Source organism: Thermogemmata fonticola, from assembly GCF_013694095.1.
Lineage (GTDB): Bacteria > Planctomycetota > Planctomycetia > Gemmatales > Gemmataceae > Thermogemmata > Thermogemmata fonticola.
Map to the genome: position 1 here is coordinate 142,987 of NZ_JACEFB010000007.1, position 19,180 is coordinate 162,166.

Below are 19,180 nucleotides of genomic sequence, written 5' to 3' on the forward strand. Positions count from 1 at the left end.
GTCGCACTGGAAACGGCCTGGAATCGTTCCCTGCTGGAGGTGGCATTTTGCTGTCCAAGTCAAACTTCACATCAAAGCAATAATTTACCAATGACTATCATGTCCTGTTTTTTATCTTATGGACTGTGGAAATTATCGCGGAGAAATATAACAGAAAGATCGATTGTTATAGTACATTTATTAGGAATTATGTTTATTATAGGAGGTGTTTTGATATTTCTGATTCAGTGGTCGGCGAGCACACCTCCGCTACCAGCCTCTGTGATTTGCATAGCGGCTACTTTGCTGGGCGGTCTCGCTTTCCTGGCCAGTGGTTTTCTGATTCCCCATCGTGTTGCATTCCAACGACTATTCTGGCCGGAAATGGTTGGTGCAGTGGGGATTTATTGTACGCTGTGGCTCTGGTATGTGGTGGAGCGCGAGCAGGTGCAGCGGATTCAGCGGCAGGTCCAAGCCGAGGCGGCGCAAGCCCAGCGCGGCTGGCAGCAGTACACCGAGCAGCAGCGGACGGCTATTCAGGACTTCCTGCGGCGCTGGCCGCAACTGACCCCCCAGCAACGGCAGCAGGAGATCAGCCGCTATGTCGGCCAGACACCAGCTTGCCTGGGCGTCTGGCGGGTCGATAGCGAATGGACGATGCTGCCGCTGGAGGTGCGAGCAACGGCGGCGTTCGAGTGGACCGAAGTGCTGCAATGTGAGAAGACTCAAGCGGCCCTGCGCGACCCCCAGCAACGGCTTTTGGTCCAGCCGCGCTCCAAGGGGAGCAGCCGGCGCACGCTCCTGCTTTTGATTCATCCGCTGCCGGAGGAGTTGGAAAGCGGGCATCTGCTGGCCATCTATTCCCTGGAGGACTTGCTCCAGCAGTGGGTGGGGCGTTCACTCCAGACAGGCTTTGCCGTAACTGTCGAGGACGAAGAGAAGGTGGTCTTCCAGTGGCGGGAGGGGGAACGGGAAGCCCGGCCCGAGTGGCAACAAAGCTTGCTGTTGACGTGGGGAGACAACCGCTGGCGGATGACCGTGTGGCCGACACGGGACGTGCTGGCGTTGGAGGAATTGTCGCTGCCCCACTGGACGCTGGGGGTGGGGCTGATCATGACGCTGCTGTTGGCCCTGGTGATGCACCTGGCGCTGACAGCCAGCGGGCGGGCGCGGGCCTTGGAACGGGAGAACCGGCAGCGTCAGGCGGCAGAGGCGGCCCTGCGGCAAAGCGAACAGACCTATCGGACGTTAGTGGAGAATCTCGGCCAGGGGGTGTTTTGGCAGGATGCGCAGGGACGGTACGTGGCGGTCAATGGGACCTTCGCCCGCTGGCTGGGCCGGCCCGTGGAAGCGATTCTCGGCGCCGCCGACGAGCAACTGTTCCCTGCGGACCGGGCCGCACGGTTTGCCCGTGAGTTTCGGCAAGTCCTCCAGGACGGTACGCCGGTGGAAAGCGAGGAAGCCTGGGAGACTGCCCAAGGCCGCCGGATGATCCGCCGCATGCTCACTCCTGTGCCGGACGAAAACGGTGCGGCGGCCCGCGGCGTACTAGGCATCTGCTGGGATGTCACCGAGCTACGCCGCCTGGAAATGCAGTTGCGCCAGGCCAGCAAAATGGATGCGATCGGCCAGCTCGCCGGCGGCATCGCCCATGACTTCAACAACCTGCTTACGGTCATCATCGGCAATCTGGACCTCGCCTTAGCTAACGCATCCAGTGGAAGGGAACCCGCGGACGAGAAGCGCTCGCAACAATTGCAGACGGCCCTGCAAGCCGCCAATCGCGCCGCCGCTCTGACCCAGCGGCTGCTCAGCTTCGCCCGCAATCACCAACTGGACTGGCGGCCGGTGTCGCTCAACTCCATCATCGCCGATGTCGTCGAAATGCTCCGCCGCACGATCGATCCGCGCATCCGCATCGAGACGGCCTGCGATCCGGACCTTTGGCCTGTCCGTTCGGATCCGAACCAGTTGCATCAGGTGCTGATGAATCTGTGCCTCAATGCCCGCGATGCGATCACGCCGCCGGGAGTCATTCGCATCGAGGCGCAGCGACTGCCCGCCGGTTCACGCCGCCGAGAGCAGGGCTTGCAGGTGGCCGCCGGGGATTTCATCCGCCTGTCGGTTAGCGATACCGGCTGCGGCATGAGCGAGGAGGTGCAAGCCCGCATCTTCGAGCCGTTCTTCACCACCAAGGAACCCGGCAAGGGAACGGGACTGGGTCTGGCGATGGTCTTTGCCATTGTCCGGCAGCACGGCGGATGGATCGAGTGCCAATCGCAACTGGGCCAAGGCACCCGCTTTGACATTTATCTGCCGCGCGCACCGGTCAGTGAACAGTCGGCGACCCCTGCCGTGGACGAGGACCACTCCCTCGCTGAAGACACGCCCTTGCCGCCTCCCCGCCGTACGCCCACCGTGCTGGTCGTCGATGATGAAGAGATGGTGCGGAACCTGGCCAAGGCCGCCCTGCTTGCCCAGGGTTGGCAGGTTCTGGAAGCCGCGGATGGCCAGCAGGCCGTGGAAGTCTTCCTCCAGCAGCGCCAGGCCATCGATGTGGTCGTCCTGGACCTGACCATGCCGGTGATGTCCGGCCACGAGGTCTTCCGCCAGTTGCGGGAAATCGACCCCCAGGTCAAAGTCATCTTCGCCAGCGGTTATGCCGAAGAGCAGCTCGAAGAGTCCGAACGGCAGGCGATGGCCGACTTCATCAAAAAGCCGTACCGTCCCCAGGAAGTCGTGCATGCCGTCAAGGCGGTTTTGAAGCAGCGCAGCGCCGGGGAGACGAAAACCCACTCTCAGACCCTTCCTGAACTGAGCATACCTTCGTCCGTTCCCAGTTATAGTCTCTGAAGGTCTTTCCGAAAGAAAGAAGCGGCGGTATTGGAGGGGCACAGCCGGTTCCTCTGGAAGTCGGCGGGGCAGGACGCTATGAACCGATCCCGGCGCAGGGGAACGTCGAGGGGAGTGTGAGGGTGTGGGAGGCGATCGACGTTTGGGGTCCCGGCAGCAGCGGGAGCGCGACCTGTGTCTGGGACGTGATTGGCGCATTTTCAGAAGGTCCACAGTGCGGGAGGAAGAAAGCATGAGGATGGCGAAGCGGCAAATGTGGTGGGCGATCGGTGCCGGAGGTCTGCTGGCGGTGCCGGCGTGGTGTCAAACACCTGCGCCGCTTCCGGCAGCCGGGGGAGGAACGGGGGAGCGCCCCGCCGTGGCAGAATTGCCTGGAGTCGTTCCCCCGCCCGAAGGGACGCCACCAGCGTCGGCGCGAGCCACGACTCTGGCCGATTTGGAGCTGCGCACCGCTTTGCCTGCGGATCACCCCTGGCGGCTCCAGCCGAGCACCGGGCCGTGGTTCATTCTGGTCAAGAGCTATTCCCGCCCTAGCCGCTCCGGACGCGGTGAAGAAACCGGCCCGACCGCCCTGGAACTGGCCGAAGCCCTGGCCCGCGAAATCCGCGAGACCCACCGGGTGCAAGCCTGGCTCTTCGAGTATATCTCCGAGGAGCGCAAGCAGCAGATGGTGGCGATCGCCGCGGCGCGACAGCGTGCCCGCCTCTACGCCCAGGAGTTGGAGAAGATCCGTCAGCAGGCTTTGCTTCACGGCATGGAGTTTCTCGAACCGGACCGCAAGTTGCGGCTGCCGGCCATTCAGTACAACGATCAGATCGGGGTGTTCATCGGGCCATTCCAGACGCAGGAGGATGCCAGCAAAGCGCTGGCGCTGGTGAAGAAGTGGCCGGCGCCGCGCACGCAGGTGCGGGGCACGTCCCTGATGGATTGGGGGAGCATTGTCCGCCCCGGACCGGACGGCAAACCAGTCCTGGAGCAGGGGTATCTCAATCCCTACGTGACGGCGATTGTGGCTCCCAACCCGACGGTGCGCCGTCCCGTACCGGCTTCCGGCGGCCTCGACCCGTTCATCGTGCAGCTCAACGAAGGCCGGCCCTACAACCTGCTGCAAGCCCGCAAGGGGTGGACCCTGGCGATCAAGTCATTCAGCGCGCCGGTGCAGCTTCTGACGCCGGGCAGCGACAGTGCGGTACGCAAGCCGAATACGTCCACCTCAGCGGCGGATGTGCTCCAGGCAGCGGCGGAACAGGCCGAATCCCTCGCTCGTACCCTGCGGGAGCTGAAATACCCCGATGGCCGCCCCATGGGCCTGGAAGCTTTCGTGCTCCACACGCGCACATCCAGTATTGTCACGGTGGGGCAATTCGACGGACCGAACGATCCGGAGTTGCTCCGCGTCCAGCGCATCCTCAACAGTCTCAAGGTGACGGAGGACCGGCAGGGGCTGAAACCGGCGGTCCAAGCCCCCTCGCTGTTCGACACGATGATTCCGATCCCGATTCCTAAGGCCGGCCCGAACCGCGACGTTCAAGGGCTGTCCTCAGCGGCCGGTTCCACCTCCAGCAGCCGCAGCGGGCGCTGATCCTGCTCGTGCCTTTGCACCGGTCCGGCGGCGGGTTCGTCATCCACGTCCTCACCGTGGCAGCCGTGAGCCAGGATGAGGAGAGCGCCGGCGATGAACCCGCCCGCTGCCCATCGTGCCCACCAGCTCCGCCTTTGTTTCCCCGGCAGGCTTTCGGAGAGTCCTCGGAGTGCCCGCAGTAGCGAGGCTGGGCGGGGAAGCGTTCGGGCTTGTCGGAGGAACAGCGGAGCCTGCGCGGTCCGGGGCACTGTCCAGTCGGGGTTCTGCCAAGAGCTTTTCAATCCCTTTTCCTCCGACCTCGGTGAGGGGTGGATGGGCTGCCGGATCATGCCAGGGCTTCTTCGATCACTTCCCCGCCGACATCGGTGAGGCGTTCATCGCGGCCATTGTGACGGAAGGTGAGTTTTTCGTGGTCCAGGCCGAGAAGGTGGAGGATGGTCGCGTGGAAATCGTTGACGGAGATAGGACGTTCCACGGCGTGGAGGCCGAATTCGTCCGTAGCTCCGACGACGGTGCCGCCTTTGACTCCGCCGCCCGCGAGCCACATGGTGTAGCCGAGCGGATTGTGATCTCTGCCGCGGCTGCCCTGGCTGTTGGGCGTGCGGCCAAATTCGCTACACCAGACGACGAGGGTCTGCTGGAGCAAGCCGCGCTGTTTCAGGTCGGTGAGCAGGGCAGCGATGGGCTGATCGACATGGCCGCACATCTTCTCGTGGTTGGCGTTGACGTCGTCGTGGGCATCCCATTGGGTGATGAGGGGTCCGCCGCCGGAGTAGACGGTGACGAAGCGGACGCCGCGCTCGATGAGCCGGCGGGCTAAGAGCAGGCGGGTGCCGAAGTCCGCCGTGTGGGGCTGATCGGTGCCGTAGAGGCGGTGGGTGGCGGCGGTCTCGCGGGACAGATCGACGGCTTCCGGGGCTTGCGCCTGCATGCGGAAGGCTAGTTCGTAACTGGCGGCGCGCGCCTCCAGTTCCAGGTCTTCCACTGGCGGGGTTTGCAAGGCATTGAGGCGGCGCACTAGCTCGAAGGAGCGGCGGTTCTCCTCCCCGCCCATTCCCAGCGGGGGGCGCAGGTTCTGGATCGGACTGGGTCCCCGCCGCAACAGCGTCCCCTGATAAATCGCCGGCAGATACCCCGCGCCCCAACACGGCGCGCCGCCTTCCGGCACCCCCTCCGGCTGGGTCATCACGCAGTAGGCCGGGAGATTGTCGCTCACACTGCCCAGGCCATAGGTGACCCAGCTTCCCAGACTGGGATGCCCCATCTGCGTCCGCCCGCTGTGCAGTTCATACATGGCCGGAGCGTGGACCGTGGAATGACACCAGCAGGAGCGCAAAAAGCAAATGTCATCCACGCAGCGGGACAGATGCGGGAGCAGATCGGACAACTCGATGCCGCTTTGACCGCACTTCTTCCACTTGCGGGTACTCGGCAAAATGACTTCCTGACCGGTGGTGAATTGGCTCTTGGGCCGGCCAGTGGATTCCGGCAACGGTTTGCCCGCCCAGCGCTGTAAGGCCGGCTTGGGATCGAACAGGTCCATCTGGCTCGGCCCGCCGACCATGAAGAGGAAAATGACGCTCTGGGCCTTGGCGGGAAAGTGGGGCGGTTTGGCGGCCAGCGGATTCTTCTGTCCCGGCAGTGGCGAGGCCGGCCCTGCGGCCGAAGCCCTGTCCCGTGCCAGGAGCCAATTCAAAGCAATGCCGCCGAGTCCGCCGCCGGCCTGAAACAGCCACTCCCGCCGCGACAGAGCCACGGGAAAATGCCCGGTGTTTCTTCTGCTCTCTCCGCGATGCCCGCCGCTCTCTCCGCGATGCTCGGCCATCGTCTGCCTCCGCTTTCCGGGATGCGAATCCCCTTCCCAGGTGGGAACCCTCAGAGTCCCCGCGAGGCTCCGCAGCTCTGCAATTTAACCTAAACATCCCACGCCGGTGATGCAAGCGTGCCGGGCTTCGGATGCTGGTAATGCGGTGCTGGGAAAACGACAACGGGGTGATGCCTGGCACCACCCCAGTGCAGAGGGTTTCCTGCGAGTGAAGAGCGAATGGAGAAAGTGGAGCCGCCGTTGGGTTAACGGCGGAGCACTTCGATGAGGCGCTCGAAGTCGTCGTTGGAGTTGAAGGCCAGGACGATCTGTCCCTTGTCCTTAGCTTTGACGCGGATTTCGACTTTGACGGCCAGGTGCTGGCGGAGTTCATCCTCGATGGCCTGGACGTGGGGCGTTTTTTCGGCGGCGGTCGTGGCAGGTCGGCCTTCACCAGTCGGTGCCGAGGCTAACCCTTCGCTCCGCTGCTGGCGGATGAGCAGCTCCAGAGCGTGGACCGAGAGGTTCTTCATGATGACTTCCTTGCAGAGGCTGATCTGCCGCTGGGGATCGGGGATGCCCTTGAGGGCCTTGGCGTGGCCGAGGCTGATTTGACCCAGGCGGACCGCCTCCTGCACTTCGGCGGGCAGATGGAGCAGACCCAGCAGGTTGCTGATGGTGGTGCGGTCGAGGCTGAGGCGGGCGGCGAGCTGCTCCTGGGTCAGGCCAAAGCGCTCCAGATAATCCTTGAAGCTGTGGGCTTTTTCCAGCGGGTTGAGGTCGCTGCGGTGGAGGTTTTCCACCAGGGCGGCCTCGAAGAGCTGCTGATCATCCAGGCGGACGATATGGACGGGTACTTCCCGCAGGCCGGCGGCCTCGGCGGCCCGCAGACGCCGCTCCCCGGCCACCAGTTGATAATGCCCCTCGCCATGTTCCCGAACCAAAAGCGGCTGGAGCACCCCGTGCGTGCGGATGCTCTCGGATAGCGCCTGGAGTTGTTCCTCGTCGAACTGTTTCCGCGGCTGGTACGGATTGCGTGTGATCCGTTCGATGGGCACCGTCAGCGGCGCGACACTGCCGGCCGTCCGGCTGCTCTCCCCCAAAAGGGCTTCCAATCCTCGGCCCAATCGCGGCTTGGTCATGACATCCATGGTCATTCCCCCTCCTTGGCAACGGGTCCTTCCGGGAAAGCTCCCCCACCTTGGCCATGCTTCCCGGCGGGCGACGGCGGCGGCACCATAGCATCTCGTGCTAGCAGATAAAGAGGACTTTTGCCCGACACTCCCTCCCGCGGACGAGTCCGGGCTTCCCGCCCTGCTAGAACCCGGTCACTGCCCAGACAGAGTGGTTTGGCAAGCTGGGGAGACGTTCCACGTGGAACATGGGTTTGGTGGGTGTGGAGGTGAGGGGGACGGTGGTGAGGAGGACAGGGTGAAGGGGCTTGCGGCGGCGGATGAGGGAGTCGGGGGTTTGGCAAGCTGGGGAGACGTTCCACGTGGAACATGGGGGAGTGTTCGCGGCGGTAAAAGTCGGCTTGAGCGCGGCGCGGATTTGTGATTAGGATTCGGCCGCACGCTGGCGGCTCCGGAACCCGCCAGTGCGCCTGGGCTGTCACGGACCGGAACCCGTGGCGGCACAGCGGGGATTGTCGGAACGATCCCCACCGGAGAAGAGGTGTCGAAGCGTGGTGGAGTCCACCGCGATCAGCAGGAGCTGGCACAGCGTGCTGGCCGCCTTTCCTTCGCACCTGCCGGTTTGAGAGTCGCTCGTGTTCGGTCTGCCAGGGCAGTGAGTGCCGGGTAGCGCCCGGTGGTGGCTGCCGTTGGGATGGCAGGAGGGCGCGTGCTGGTTCGCGCGGAAGCGGGCCGGGGCGCTGGTCTGCCGTCCGGGAGGTAGGACCGGGCTGGGGGCGGCTGTTCCAGCGAGTCCGAGATACCGTTTTGCGGAGGAGTGCTGCGCATGGATGCGAGTCGCGGTCCGATTCTGTTTCGCTGTGACGGGACGGTGGCGTTGGGCTGGGAGGCGCTGTACCAGTGTTTGTCGCTGGCAGCGGCCTTGCAGCGGCGGCGGCGGGGCACGCACTTTTTCAGCTACCTGGAACCGCTCTCGCTCGCCACGACGATCCATCGGGGGAACAACGAGTGGCACGCCGCGGAGCAGCCCCTGGGGGCGGATAAGGACCTGGAAGCGACCATTGCCAAAGCCCGGTCGTTAGGAGCGGCGGCGATCGTCGTGGCCGGCGCCGGTATGACCAGCGACTATCTGGCCCGCCTGCGGCAGGAGACCGGGGCGCTGGTGCTCGTCTTCGACTCGACCGCGGCCATCGAGCTGCCGGTGGATATTCTGGTCAATCCGCTCCTGGCGCCGGGGAAGAAGGCGTTCCGGATCGGGCCGGGCTGCCAGCGCTTGCTGGGGGCGCGTTTTGCTCTATGCCGGGGCGTCTTCCGACGGCAGCGCGCCATCCGGGCGACCGAGCCGCTGCCTCCCTTCCGCGCCCTGCTGGCTTGGGGAGACCACGACGCCTCCGATCAGGTCCTTCTCCGGGCTGAGCAGTTGCTGGCTATCGACCGCATCGCCAAGGTGTCGGTGGCTGCCCGCAGCCATCATCCCTTCTACGACGCCCTGCGTGAACGAGCAGAACAGTCCGGCGGACGCCTGGAAGTTATCACGGAGAACAAGGAATTGCTCACCCGCCTGGTCCGGGTCCATTTCGCCCTGACCGCAGGGGATGCCTGGGCGCCGGAACTGTGCGTCGTCGGCATCCCGCAGTTGATCATCAGCACGACCCCCCGCCATGCTCTCAACGGGCGCAAGATGGACGAAGAAGGGGTGGCGACCTACCTGGGCGATGCCGCCGAGGTGGGAGCGGACCAACTCCGCGCTGCCGTCGATCTTTTGCTGGACGATCCGATGGAACGCAAGGGGATGACCCGCTGCGCCCGCAACATGTTCGATGGGCGGGGGCCGGATCGGATCGTCAACGGCCTGGAGATCCTGCTGCACAGCCCGGCCCGACGGCGCGCCGCCCTGCGCTTGCCCGCCGCGGCTTGAACCCCCCGCCGCTTCGCCACAAGGCCGTATTCCCTCTCCGCTGTTCCGGGGGGATGGCAGGAACCGAATCATCCCCTCGTTCCTTTCCCGCCCCTTCGGCAGAATGGTCCGCTTCCGGGGACGAGGAACCGGCTCCTGGGATGAGGACCAGCTCCTGGACCCGCCGGTGGAGTCCCTTCCCCTGCTGCCTTCCCGGCTGGCAGCACCCTCTCCCCTCACCGGCTCCTTGGCCGACTGGCCCTTTCCCCTTAGCTATCTATGTACGGTGGGAGAACCCCTGGCCGGACAAAGGCGGCTGCGGGCCGAACGGGATACCGCGGATTGAACGGCATACTGTTCGGACACCGCTGGCTCAACGGGAGAGGTCCTCATGGCGACGCTGCGAGATGTGATCGAAGTGCTGGAACAGATCGCTCCGCCCGCGGGTGCGGCGGAGTGGGACAACACCGGCTTGCTGCTGGGCGACCCGGCGGCAGGAGTGCAGCGGATCATGACCTGCCTGACCGTCACGAAGGCTACGGTCCAGGAAGCCATCCGCGAACAGGCGGACCTCCTTGTTTCCCACCATCCGGTGCTCTTCCGCCCTGTGCAGCGCCTGACAGCGGACAGCGGAGACGGTTCGACTCTGCTCCCTTTGCTGCGGGCAGGGATTGCCGTGTATTCGCCTCATACGGCCTACGATGACGCCCCCGGAGGAATCAACGAACAGCTCTGCGCACGCCTGGGGATCGAACAGGTTCAGCCCCTGCGCCGGCAGGGCGCCGAGGTGCTCTACAAGCTGGTCGTCTTCCTGCCGGAAGGGGACCTGCCGCGGGTGAGCGATGCGGTGTTCGCCGCAGGCGCGGGAATCATCGGCCAGTACCGGGAGTGCAGTTTCCGTCTGGCGGGCACCGGCACGTTCTTCGGGACGGACAGCACCAATCCGACGGTGGGGCAGAAAGGCCGGCGGGAAGAGGTGCCGGAGTGGCGCTGGGAGGTGGTGGTGCCTGCCGAGCGGCTGGAGGCGGTCGTGGCCGCCATGCGTGCCGCCCACAGCTACGAGGAACCCGCCTATGACATCTACCCGCTTCATGTACCTCCGCGCCGCGGAGCGGGACGGATCGGCACCCTGGCTCAGCCCTGCTCTTTGCAGGCTTTCGCCGAGCGGGTTCGGCAGCAACTCAGCGGCCCTGTGCAGATCGTCGGTCCGCCGGATCGGCAGGTGCAACGGCTGGCCGTCGCCTGTGGGGCGGGGGGAGAATTGCTCGGCGAAGCAGTGCGGCAGCGCGCGGATGCCTTCCTTACCGGCGAAGTGCGCTTCCATGACGCCGTGCGGGCCGAGGCTGCCGGAATCGCCCTCGTTCTCCCCGGCCACTATGCCAGCGAGCGCCTCGGTGTCGAACATCTGGCCGAGCGCTTGCAAGCTGCTTTTCCCCACCTGCACGTCTGGGCCAGCCGTGAGGAAGCCGACCCCTTCCGCCTCCTCCGCTAAGCCTAATCCTGTCGCGCCCTCCCCGTTTCACCGTGGCCCTGCCCCCGCCTCGCCGTGACTTCCGCTTCCTGTGTTCAGACTTGCCTTGCTCCCCGAATGCAGAGACGGTATGGAGCACCGGGCGGACCGGGAAGGGTTCGCTGGCACGCTGCCCTCAACAGGATGCGGGCGCGCTCCACCCTGGCACGGATGCCGGAGAGACCATGCGATCTCGTCTGTGGAAATGCCTGCTGCTCGCCGCCGTGGGAGGTTTGGTGGCTTGGCTGGGCTGGACCTGGCGGAGTGTTCCCTCCACTTCCAGCCCGGTCGTGGAGTCCGCCGCCAGTTCCGCCGCGAACGTGGGGCATGCCCCCAGCGAGCATTATCTGGAAGCGCTCTTCCGCTACCGCACCAATCAGCCGGCCCACTGGCGGCACATCATGTTCGCGCATTGAATCGCCGGGAACCCCTCGGAGCTGCCGCTTGTGCGTCCCAGCGCCTCCGCAGCCGTCCGAGCAATGCGGACCCAGCGCCGGGACGCTGGCAGTTAGGGCTGGGGACGATTCAGTCCCAACTGTTCGCGCAGCCAGCCGGGTCGATCGGTGGTGATGCTCTGAACGCCGGCGCGGATCATGGCGCGGGCCAATTCCACGTCATTGACCGTCCAGACGGACAGGAACAATCCCGCTTCCCGGATCGCGCGGGCATACTCGGCGGTCAGTACGCGCACCTCGGCAGATAGATCGACTCCGTCGGCGCCGAGCCGCTGAGCGATGGCGATCACTTCCTCGACTTTCCTGGGCTGACCCTTGTTCTGTCGCGGTGTCAGTACGGCGATCCAGTAGGCCGGCCGCTCCGGGTACTGCTTCTTGACCGCCGCGATCACTTCCTCGGAGAAGGAAATGATCACCGTCTGCGCCGGTTTCAACCCGGAGGCTTTCAGGACACGGCCCAGTTCCGGCAGAATCTCCGGCCCGCATTTGATCTCGATGAAAGCCCGCTTGCCGGCAGGGACGGTTTGCAGCACCTCGGCCAAGGTCGGAATGCGCTCGCCGGCAAAGCGCGGGTCCTTCCACCGCCCGACATCCAGGCGGCGGAGCTGCTCGAAGCTCAGGTCCGCCACTTTGCCGCTGACCCCCGCCGTGCGCCGCGTATCCGCATCGTGGATCACCACGATCTGCCCGTCCCGGCTCAGGAAACAATCCATCTCGATGGCGTCCGCCTGCTGTTCCCAGGCCAAGCGCATGCTGGCGAGGGTGTTCTCCGGGGCATCCCACGAGGCCCCTCGGTGCGCAACGATTTCCACCGTCTTTGCTTCGCCGATCGCAGCCTTTGGTCCGGGGGTTGAGCGCGCCTCGGCCTCACCTCCTGGCGGTGAAGAAGCGGCGACTTTGGCATTCTGGCCTGCAACGGGTTTCACCATCACTCCGAACCCCAGAGCGGGTAGCAGTACCCCAACGAGCAGAGAGACCATTCGCCGGTGCTCTCGGAGACGCGGTAGCATCGTTGTACTCTCCTCGGTTAACAAGGCGACCGGATGGGTTTAGGCAGTGCTCCCTCCTCGTTTTCCAGGAGGGGGAAGCTCCCGTGTTCCCGGAGGAAGCCGAGTTCCCGTGCCGGGAGTTCCTGGGGGAAGGAATAAGGATCAGCAGCCCGTGCGGTGCGAAAGGATGATGAAATCCCGGTGAACCTGGAGGAGCAGTTCCTTGGGACAGCCTGGGGTATGGCAGGTGGATACAGGGAAGGGGATTCCGGGAGGACTTCAGCCAACCAGGGGTTGTTTAAGTAGGGTTCGGTGGCGGGGTGGGGGTGGGTTCGCAGTGGTACTTGCGCAGGAGTTTGCGCAGGGTGGCGCGGGCCAGGCCGAGGTAGCGGGCGGCGAGCAGGCGGTTGCCCTGGGTGTGCCGCAGGACTTCGTCCAGGAGCACCGGTTCGACCAGTTGGAGCATTTGCTGGTAGAGGTCGCTGGGGGGCGGCTGGGAGCTGTCGGGGCGGCACTGCTGGCGGACCCACTGGGCGATCAGTTCCTGGAAGCGCTGGTTCCAGGAATGGGGTGAATCCAGGGGCAGCGGCGGGGGGAAGTGTTCCGGCAAGATCGGTCCGCCGTGGGCTTCGATGGCGGCGTGCTCCAGGGCGTTGCGCAATTCGCGGACATTCCCCGGCCAGGAGCGAGAGTGCAGATAGCGCAGGGTTTGCTCTGGCAGACGGCGCCCCGGCTCTGGGATTCCCAGGCGGCGCAGGAAATGCTCGGCCAGCAGGGGAATATCTTCCCGCCTCTCGCGTAGCGGCGGCAAATGGATCGGATAGACATGGAGGCGGTAGTAGAGGTCGTGGCGGAAGCGTCCGGCGGCCACCTCCGCCGCCAGATCGGCATGGGTGGCTGAGATGATGCGGACATCGACTTTCACCGGCTCGCCGCTCCCCACCGGCAACACTTCCTGCCGTTCCAACACGCGGAGCAATTTCGCCTGGACTGGCAGGGGGATGTCCGCCAGTTCGTCGAGGAAGACGGTGCCGCCGTGAGCCAGTTGCAGCAATCCTTCCCGATGCCGTTCCGCTCCAGTGAAAGCCCCCCGCACATGTCCGAACAGCTCGCTTTCCACCAGATGCGGATTGAGAGCAGCGACATGCACCGGCAGGAAGGGTCGATGCCGCCGGGGACTGTGGGCGTGAATCGCGCGGGCGACCACTTCCTTGCCCGTCCCGCTTTCCCCAGTGATCAGCACGCAGGCGGAGGTGGGCGCGACCCGCGCAATCCGCTTGAACACCGTTTGCATCGCCGGGCTGCGCCCCACCAGCGCTTCCCCGCTGCCGCCTTCTTCCGCGCTGCCCTCCCGGTTGAGGGAGCCTTCCTTGCCGGGCATTGGCTGGCTCGGCGTCAGACGCGTCAAGGCCCGCCGCGCTGCCTCCAGCGCCTGGGATAACTCGAACGGCTTGGTCAGATAGTCGAAGGCGCCGCCCTGGACCGCCCGCACGGCCGTGGACAGGTCCCCGTGGGCCGTGATCACGATGACTGCTGACTCCGGCGCCAACCGCCGCAGTTGCTCCAGCGCGGCCAACCCGTCCATCCCCGGCAAGCGCACATCCAGAAAAATCACCTCCGGCGGCTGCTGCCGTACCAAGCCCAGACCCGCCTCCGCCGAGGCCGCCACCGCCACCCGGTAATGCTCCCGCTCGAAGGCCCGGCGCAAGGCCCAGGCAATCGTCTCCTCATCGTCGATGATCAGCACTTGGGGCATGCTGTCATTGTAGCAGAGCGCCCTGAACCTAGACCTGGAAGCACAGCGCCGATTGTAGCAGAGCGCCCTTTACCTGGACCTGGAGCTATTGGATTCGGAACCAGCCGGTGGATCGTCCGGAGGGGAGATGGTACCCGACGCGGAGGCAGCATCGACAGGGGAGACAGCAGCCGATGAATTATTGTTGGACGAATGAGCGGCGGCGGAAGCGTTGTGGTTAGACGAAGCGGCGGAGGAACCGTTGTCCAAGGAGTTGGCATTCCCCGGCGATTCGCCCAGTCCCAGCAGCGGCTTGTCCCGGTAGGGCAGGAAAACCAGCAGCAACGTGGTTCCGGCGAGGACGCTCAAGAGCGACCCTGTGAGAGTGCCGATCTTGCCGCTGGCTAGCCGATGGGGATCGTCGCCAAAGGCCAAACCGGCGACGAACAGCGACATGGTAAAGCCGATACCGGCCAGGCTGCCGCCGCCCAAAAGCACTTTCCAGTTGACGCCCTGCGGCAAGCGGGCCAAACCTGCCTGCACCGCTCCATAGCTGAAGAGGAAGATGCCGATCGGCTTGCCCAGGAGCAATCCCAAGGCCACCGCCAGCGCGATCGGATCGGTGATTTCGTCCCATTCGATATGGACGCCGGCATTGGCCAAGGCGAACAGGGGCATGATGACGAAGCCGACCCAGGGGTGCAAGGCTAACTCCAGGCGTTCGAGCGGGGAGATGCACTCGCGGGCGGTAAAGCTGACATCCCGCAGCACTGAGTAGCGCTCCGGTCCTGGTCCCGGCGCCCGCACCAGGGCATCCTGCAACACCTCACGCAGCGTGGCATCCCCCACCCAGGCGCTCGCCGGCGTGAGCAGACCCAAGAGCACCCCCGCGATCGTCGGATGGACCCCGGACTTGTAAAACGCCAGCCAGATGAACGCTCCGACCACCACGTAAGTGGGCACGGCCCGCACCCCCAAACGGTTGAGCGTGTAGGTCAGGGCGAACCCGCCCCCCGCCAGCGCCAGCATCAACAGGTTCAGGTCGTCGGTGTAGAAGATGGCAATGACGATGACCGCTCCGATGTCGTCCACGATCGCCAGCGACAGGAGCAGGATTTTCAGCCCGAAGGGAATGCGGTGGCCGAGCAAGGTCATGACGCCGACAACGAAGGCGATGTCCGTCGCCATGGGAATGCCCCAGCCGCGGAAGCCGGGCTGGCCCCATTGCAAGGCCATGTAGATCGCCGCCGGCACCACCATTCCCCCCAGCGCTGCCGCCACAGGCAAGGCGGCCTTCTTCGGGTCTCGCAGTTCCCCCGCCACCAGCTCCCGCTTGATCTCCAAACCGACCACGAAAAAGAAGATGGTCATGAGCACATCGTTGATGAAAAAATGACCCAGGCCGCCGCCTAACTTCCAGGAGCCTATCTCCACGCCGACATAGGTGTGCCACAGGTCGTGATACCACTGCTGCACGGCTTCCAGATTCGCTAGTGTCAGGGCAATGACCGTGCACACGAGCAGGACCACGCCGCTGGCGGACTCAATCTGCAAAAAGTGCAGCAGCGGGCGCGCAATTTTCCGCACTGGCGGCTTGGGCAAAGCGGGATGCGCAGAGGCGATCACCTTGGCCATAGACACTCCATTCTCTCGGAACCCTGCTTTCCACGTTCGGCTTCCGCCGTCGCAATCCACCGGCATCCACCGGCTTGTCGGGACCCATGGTTCCAGAAACAGGCCGGTCCTCACAAGCTGAATGTGATCGCCGGCCGTACCCTATCACTACTCAGGATGAGACGGGCGGCTGGCCAGAGGCTTCCGCGGCGGAAAGGGAGGCGGCTGCCGTAGCGGGGGACGTTGCCGTTGTGCGGCTGCGCTGGAACCAGACCACCACCTGCTGGATGGCCAGGAAGAACAGCGGCGTGAGGAAGATGCCGAAGAGGGTGACGCCGAGCATGCCCGCGAAGACGGCCACCCCCAGGTCCTGGCGCATTTCCGCCCCCGCTCCTTCCGCCACCACCAGCGGCAGCACGCCGATGATGAAGGCGAGGCTGGTCATGACGATGGGCCGCAGGCGCAGGCGGCAGGCTTCTAGGGCCGCTGCGCGGAGATGAGCGGGGTCCTCCAGGGCGCGCCGCCGGGCAAACTCCACAATCAGAATCGCATTTTTGGAAGCCAGCCCGACCAGCACGATGAACCCCACCTGGGTGAAGATGTTGATCTCCCGGCCCGTTCCGCCCACCCCCCAGGCGGCGCTGAGCAGGCACAACGGCACCACCAGAATCACCGCCAGGGGCAACGCCCAGCTTTCGTACTGTGCCGCCAGGACCAAAAAGACCAGCACCACGCTGAGCACGAAGGCGCGCACGACCGTGTCCTGCGTCTGGAGCTGTAAGAGGGCCAATTCCGTCCAGGCCGTGCGATACTGCCGCGGCAAGTCGGCGCTGGCCTGTTCCAAAGCCGCGATGGCTTCCCCAGAGCTGACCCCCGCCGCCGGCAGGGCATTGATCGCCGCACTGTTGTACAGATTGTACCGCTGGATCATCACCGGACCGCTGCTATCCCGCACGTGCAGAAAGTTGGCCAAAGGAACCATCGCGCCGCTGCGGCTGCGGACCCAAATCGTGCGGAAGCCGGCGAGCCGATCCCGGAATGGGGCGTCCGCCTGGACGTTCACCTGCCACGTCCGGCCGAAGAGATTGAAGTCATTGATGTAGTAAGAGCCGAAATAGACTTGTAGGGCATTGAGGATTTCCGCCGTGGGGACGCCCAGGGTGTAGGCCGCATCGCGGTCGATGTCCAGGTACAGCCAGGGGGTGTCGGTGCGCAAGCCGGTGAAGACTTCGTGCCACTGGGGTTGCTGCCGGGCACGCTGCACGACCGAGCGGGCCGCCTCTTCCAGCGCTGCGGGGGGACCGGCGGAGGGGTCCAGGACCACGAGTTTGAAGCCGCCGGCTGTCCCCAGGCCGTCTACCGGCGGAGCGCCCAGCACGCTGATCTCCGCCCCCACCGCCGCCTCTGCCAACGAGGCACGCAGCCGCTCCGCGATTGCCTCCGCGCGCAACGCCGCACTCCGCCGCTGTTCAAACGGCTCCAGCATCACGTACAGCGTGCCCAGATTCGGCGCGTTGGTGCCTAGGAGCACCGATTGGCCCGCCACGCTCACCGTGTGCTTGACCCCCGGCGTCTGGAGGGCGATCTGCTCCAGGCGGGCGATTTCCGCTTCGGTCCGCCCCAAGGCGGCAGCATCCGGCAGAATCACGTTGACCAGCAGATAGCCTTTGTCCTGGGCGGGGATGAAGCCGCTGGGAGTCTGTTGCAAGGTGGTCCAGGTCAGATACACCAGGCCGGCATAGGCGGCCAAGCCGAGCAGGGCCGCACGCAAGAGTGCGCCCACCGCCAGCAGGTAAGCCTGCGTTGCCCGTTCAAAACCGCTATGGAAGGCAGTAAAGAAGGCGGCGAGCAGGCGATTGCCCCAACGGCTAACCAGGCCAGCCAGCAGCGCCCCACCCAGGGCCAAACCCACGGCCAAGACCAGGGGCGGGCAGCCCCACTGCTCCAGCGCCGCCGGCCAGGAGGGGGGCACCAGCGGCACCAGCCCCCACCACGCCCCCGCTGCTCCCAACAGAGGAAAGGCCAGCCGCGGCAGCGGGTCCCGCGCCTGTTCCTCATCCCGCAAAAGCAAGGCACACAACGCCGGACTGAGCGTCAGCGAGTTGAACACCGAAAGCAGCGTGCTGACCGCGATGGTGACCGCAAACTGCCGGTAAAACTGCCCCACAATGCCGCTGATGAACACGCAGGGGACGAACACCGCCGCCAAAACCAGCCCGATGGCAATCACCGGGCCGGCCACCTGTTCCATCGCCAGGGCCGTCGCCTCTCGCGGCGGCAACCCCCGCTCGATGTGATGCTGCACCGCTTCCACCACCACAATGGCATCGTCCACCACGATCCCCACGGCCAGCACCAGCCCAAAGAGTGTCAACGTGTTGATGGTGTACCCCAGAGCCGCCATGACGGCGAAAGCCCCAATGATGGCCGTCGGCACCGCTGCCAGGGGAACTAAGGCGGCCCGCCAGGAACGCAAAAACAGCAGCATCACCAGCGCCACCAGGATCACGGCATCCCGCAGCGTGTGGAACACTTCCCGGATCGACTCTTCGATGAACGGCGTGGTGTCATAGACGATGGCGTAATCGATCCCTTCCGGGAAGCGGGGGCGCAGTTCCTCCATTTTGGCGCGGACGCGCCGGGCCACTTCCAAAGCGTTGCTGCCGGGAAGCTGGTAGACGGACAGGGCCACCGACGGCCGGCCATCGAGGGTGCAGGTCTGGTCGTAGTTGAGGGCGCCCAGCTCCACGCGGGCCACGTCCCGCAGGCGGACCAGCCGACCCCCCTCCGCATCCGCCTTGATGATCATCTCCGCGAACTGCTCCGCCGAAGACAGCCGCCCCTCCGCGTTGAGCGGGAACTGGAACGCCTGCCCTGTCGGCGCCGGCGGCTGCCCCACCTGACCCGCTGCCACCTGCGCGTTCTGCTGCTCCACTGCCGCCACCACGTCCGCCGTCGTCAAACCCTTGCTGGCCAGCTTCTCCGGGTCCAGCCACAGCCGCATCGAATAGTCCCGCTGGCCCAGATAGGCGATGTCCCCCACCCCTTCCAGCCGCGCCAGCTCATCCCGCAACTGGATCGTGGCGTAATTGCTCAGATACAACAGGGCTTCCTGCCGCCGCTGCGGATCGCTCCCCGCCTCCGTTCCCCGGTGATACAGATTGATGATCATCAACTGGCTGGGGGACTTCTTCTTGACCGTCACGCCCCGCCGGCGGACCAACTCCGGCAGTACCGGCAGCGCCAGATTCACCCGGTTCTGCACCAAAATCTGGGCGATGTTCAAATCGATCCCCGGCTGGAAGGTGATGGTGAGAGTGTAAGAGCCGTCGTTACTGGACACCGAGGCCATGTACAGCATGTTCTCCACGCCGTTGACCTGCTGCTCGATGGGGGCGGCCACGGTGTCGGCCACGGTCTGGGCATTGGCGCCGGGGAAGACGGCGGACACCTCGATGGTCGGCGGCGTGATCTCCGGATACTGGGCCACAGGCAGGGAGAACAGGGCCACCGCCCCGGCCAGCGTCACAATGATCGACAGCACCGAGGCAAAAATCGGCCGGTCGATGAAGAAACGGCTGAACATGGTCCTCCTCAACGGTCTAGGGGGGCGGTTCACGGGGGCGGCT

13 protein-coding genes are annotated in these 19,180 nt (G+C 65.1%); 6 read left to right on the forward strand and 7 right to left on the reverse strand.

The window, feature by feature from the left end:
* Nucleotides 1–210: 210 nt before the first annotated feature.
* Nucleotides 211–2,832: a hybrid sensor histidine kinase/response regulator gene (locus tag H0921_RS11130; protein ID WP_194538157.1), complete on the forward strand. Its 2,622-nt coding sequence runs from the start codon at nt 211–213 to the stop codon at nt 2,830–2,832.
* Nucleotides 2,833–3,064: 232 nt separating this feature from the next.
* Complete coding sequence (locus H0921_RS11135) at nt 3,065–4,414, forward strand: hypothetical protein (RefSeq protein WP_194538158.1); 1,350 nt, start codon at nt 3,065–3,067, stop codon at nt 4,412–4,414.
* On the opposite strand, the gene H0921_RS11140 is transcribed toward H0921_RS11135, so the two are convergent.
* The 3 genes from H0921_RS11140 to H0921_RS11150 form a co-directional block, all read right to left on the reverse strand.
* Nucleotides 4,360–4,695, reverse strand: a complete 336-nt coding sequence (locus H0921_RS11140) for a hypothetical protein (protein ID WP_194538159.1) — start codon at nt 4,693–4,695, stop codon at nt 4,360–4,362. The genes H0921_RS11135 and H0921_RS11140 overlap by 55 nt on opposite strands.
* Nucleotides 4,696–4,739: 44 nt before the next feature.
* The gene (locus tag H0921_RS11145; protein WP_194538160.1) at nt 4,740–6,239 is read right to left on the reverse strand and encodes a DUF1501 domain-containing protein; all 1,500 of its coding nucleotides are present in this window, start codon (nt 6,237–6,239) and stop codon (nt 4,740–4,742) included.
* Nucleotides 6,240–6,484: 245 nt separating this feature from the next.
* Nucleotides 6,485–7,375: a ParB/RepB/Spo0J family partition protein gene (locus H0921_RS11150; protein WP_228499425.1), complete on the reverse strand. Its 891-nt coding sequence runs from the start codon at nt 7,373–7,375 to the stop codon at nt 6,485–6,487.
* A gap of 802 nt (nt 7,376–8,177) precedes the next feature.
* On the opposite strand from H0921_RS11150, the gene H0921_RS11155 reads away from it, so the two are divergent.
* From H0921_RS11155 to H0921_RS11170, 4 genes are all read left to right on the forward strand, one after another.
* Nucleotides 8,178–9,269, forward strand: coding sequence for a PseG/SpsG family protein (locus H0921_RS11155; RefSeq protein WP_194538161.1), 1,092 nt, complete (start codon nt 8,178–8,180; stop codon nt 9,267–9,269).
* A 103-nt stretch (nt 9,270–9,372) separates the two neighbouring features.
* Entirely contained in the window at nt 9,373–9,594 is a 222-nt protein-coding gene (locus H0921_RS11160) for a hypothetical protein (protein ID WP_194538162.1), read from the forward strand.
* Between the two features lie 45 nt (nt 9,595–9,639).
* Nucleotides 9,640–10,740 (forward strand): Nif3-like dinuclear metal center hexameric protein, encoded by a 1,101-nt coding sequence (locus tag H0921_RS11165; protein WP_194538163.1) that lies wholly within the window; start codon nt 9,640–9,642, stop codon nt 10,738–10,740.
* 203 nt (nt 10,741–10,943) lie between these two features.
* Nucleotides 10,944–11,174, forward strand: coding sequence for a hypothetical protein (locus H0921_RS11170; RefSeq protein WP_194538164.1), 231 nt, complete (start codon nt 10,944–10,946; stop codon nt 11,172–11,174).
* A gap of 92 nt (nt 11,175–11,266) precedes the next feature.
* On the opposite strand, the gene H0921_RS11175 is transcribed toward H0921_RS11170, so the two are convergent.
* From H0921_RS11175 to H0921_RS11190, 4 genes are all read right to left on the reverse strand, one after another.
* Nucleotides 11,267–12,223: a glycerophosphodiester phosphodiesterase gene (locus H0921_RS11175; RefSeq protein WP_228499427.1), complete on the reverse strand. Its 957-nt coding sequence runs from the start codon at nt 12,221–12,223 to the stop codon at nt 11,267–11,269.
* A gap of 277 nt (nt 12,224–12,500) precedes the next feature.
* Complete coding sequence (locus H0921_RS11180) at nt 12,501–13,958, reverse strand: sigma-54-dependent transcriptional regulator (RefSeq protein ID WP_194538165.1); 1,458 nt, start codon at nt 13,956–13,958, stop codon at nt 12,501–12,503.
* Nucleotides 13,959–14,027: 69 nt separating this feature from the next.
* A complete protein-coding gene (nhaA, locus tag H0921_RS11185) occupies nt 14,028–15,572 on the reverse strand; it encodes a Na+/H+ antiporter NhaA (RefSeq protein ID WP_194538166.1) in 1,545 nt (514 codons plus the stop codon).
* Between the two features lie 151 nt (nt 15,573–15,723).
* Entirely contained in the window at nt 15,724–19,137 is a 3,414-nt protein-coding gene (locus H0921_RS11190; protein ID WP_194538167.1) for an efflux RND transporter permease subunit, read from the reverse strand.
* Between the last annotated feature and the right edge of the window lie 43 nt (nt 19,138–19,180).

Coding starts and splice junctions, on each gene's coding strand:
- H0921_RS11135 (WP_194538158.1), top strand. CDS start 3,065: ATGAGGATGGCGAAGCGGCAAATGTGGTGGGCGATCGGTGCCGGAGGT.
- H0921_RS11145 (WP_194538160.1), bottom strand. CDS start 6,239: ATGGCCGAGCATCGCGGAGAGAGCGGCGGGCATCGCGGAGAGAGCAGA.
- H0921_RS11150 (WP_228499425.1), bottom strand. CDS start 7,375: ATGACCATGGATGTCATGACCAAGCCGCGATTGGGCCGAGGATTGGAA.
- H0921_RS11155 (WP_194538161.1), top strand. CDS start 8,178: ATGGATGCGAGTCGCGGTCCGATTCTGTTTCGCTGTGACGGGACGGTG.
- H0921_RS11160 (WP_194538162.1), top strand. CDS start 9,373: ATGGTCCGCTTCCGGGGACGAGGAACCGGCTCCTGGGATGAGGACCAG.
- H0921_RS11165 (WP_194538163.1), top strand. CDS start 9,640: ATGGCGACGCTGCGAGATGTGATCGAAGTGCTGGAACAGATCGCTCCG.
- H0921_RS11170 (WP_194538164.1), top strand. CDS start 10,944: ATGCGATCTCGTCTGTGGAAATGCCTGCTGCTCGCCGCCGTGGGAGGT.
- H0921_RS11175 (WP_228499427.1), bottom strand. CDS start 12,223: ATGCTACCGCGTCTCCGAGAGCACCGGCGAATGGTCTCTCTGCTCGTT.
- H0921_RS11180 (WP_194538165.1), bottom strand. CDS start 13,958: ATGCCCCAAGTGCTGATCATCGACGATGAGGAGACGATTGCCTGGGCC.
- nhaA (WP_194538166.1), bottom strand. CDS start 15,572: ATGGCCAAGGTGATCGCCTCTGCGCATCCCGCTTTGCCCAAGCCGCCA.
- H0921_RS11190 (WP_194538167.1), bottom strand. CDS start 19,137: ATGTTCAGCCGTTTCTTCATCGACCGGCCGATTTTTGCCTCGGTGCTG.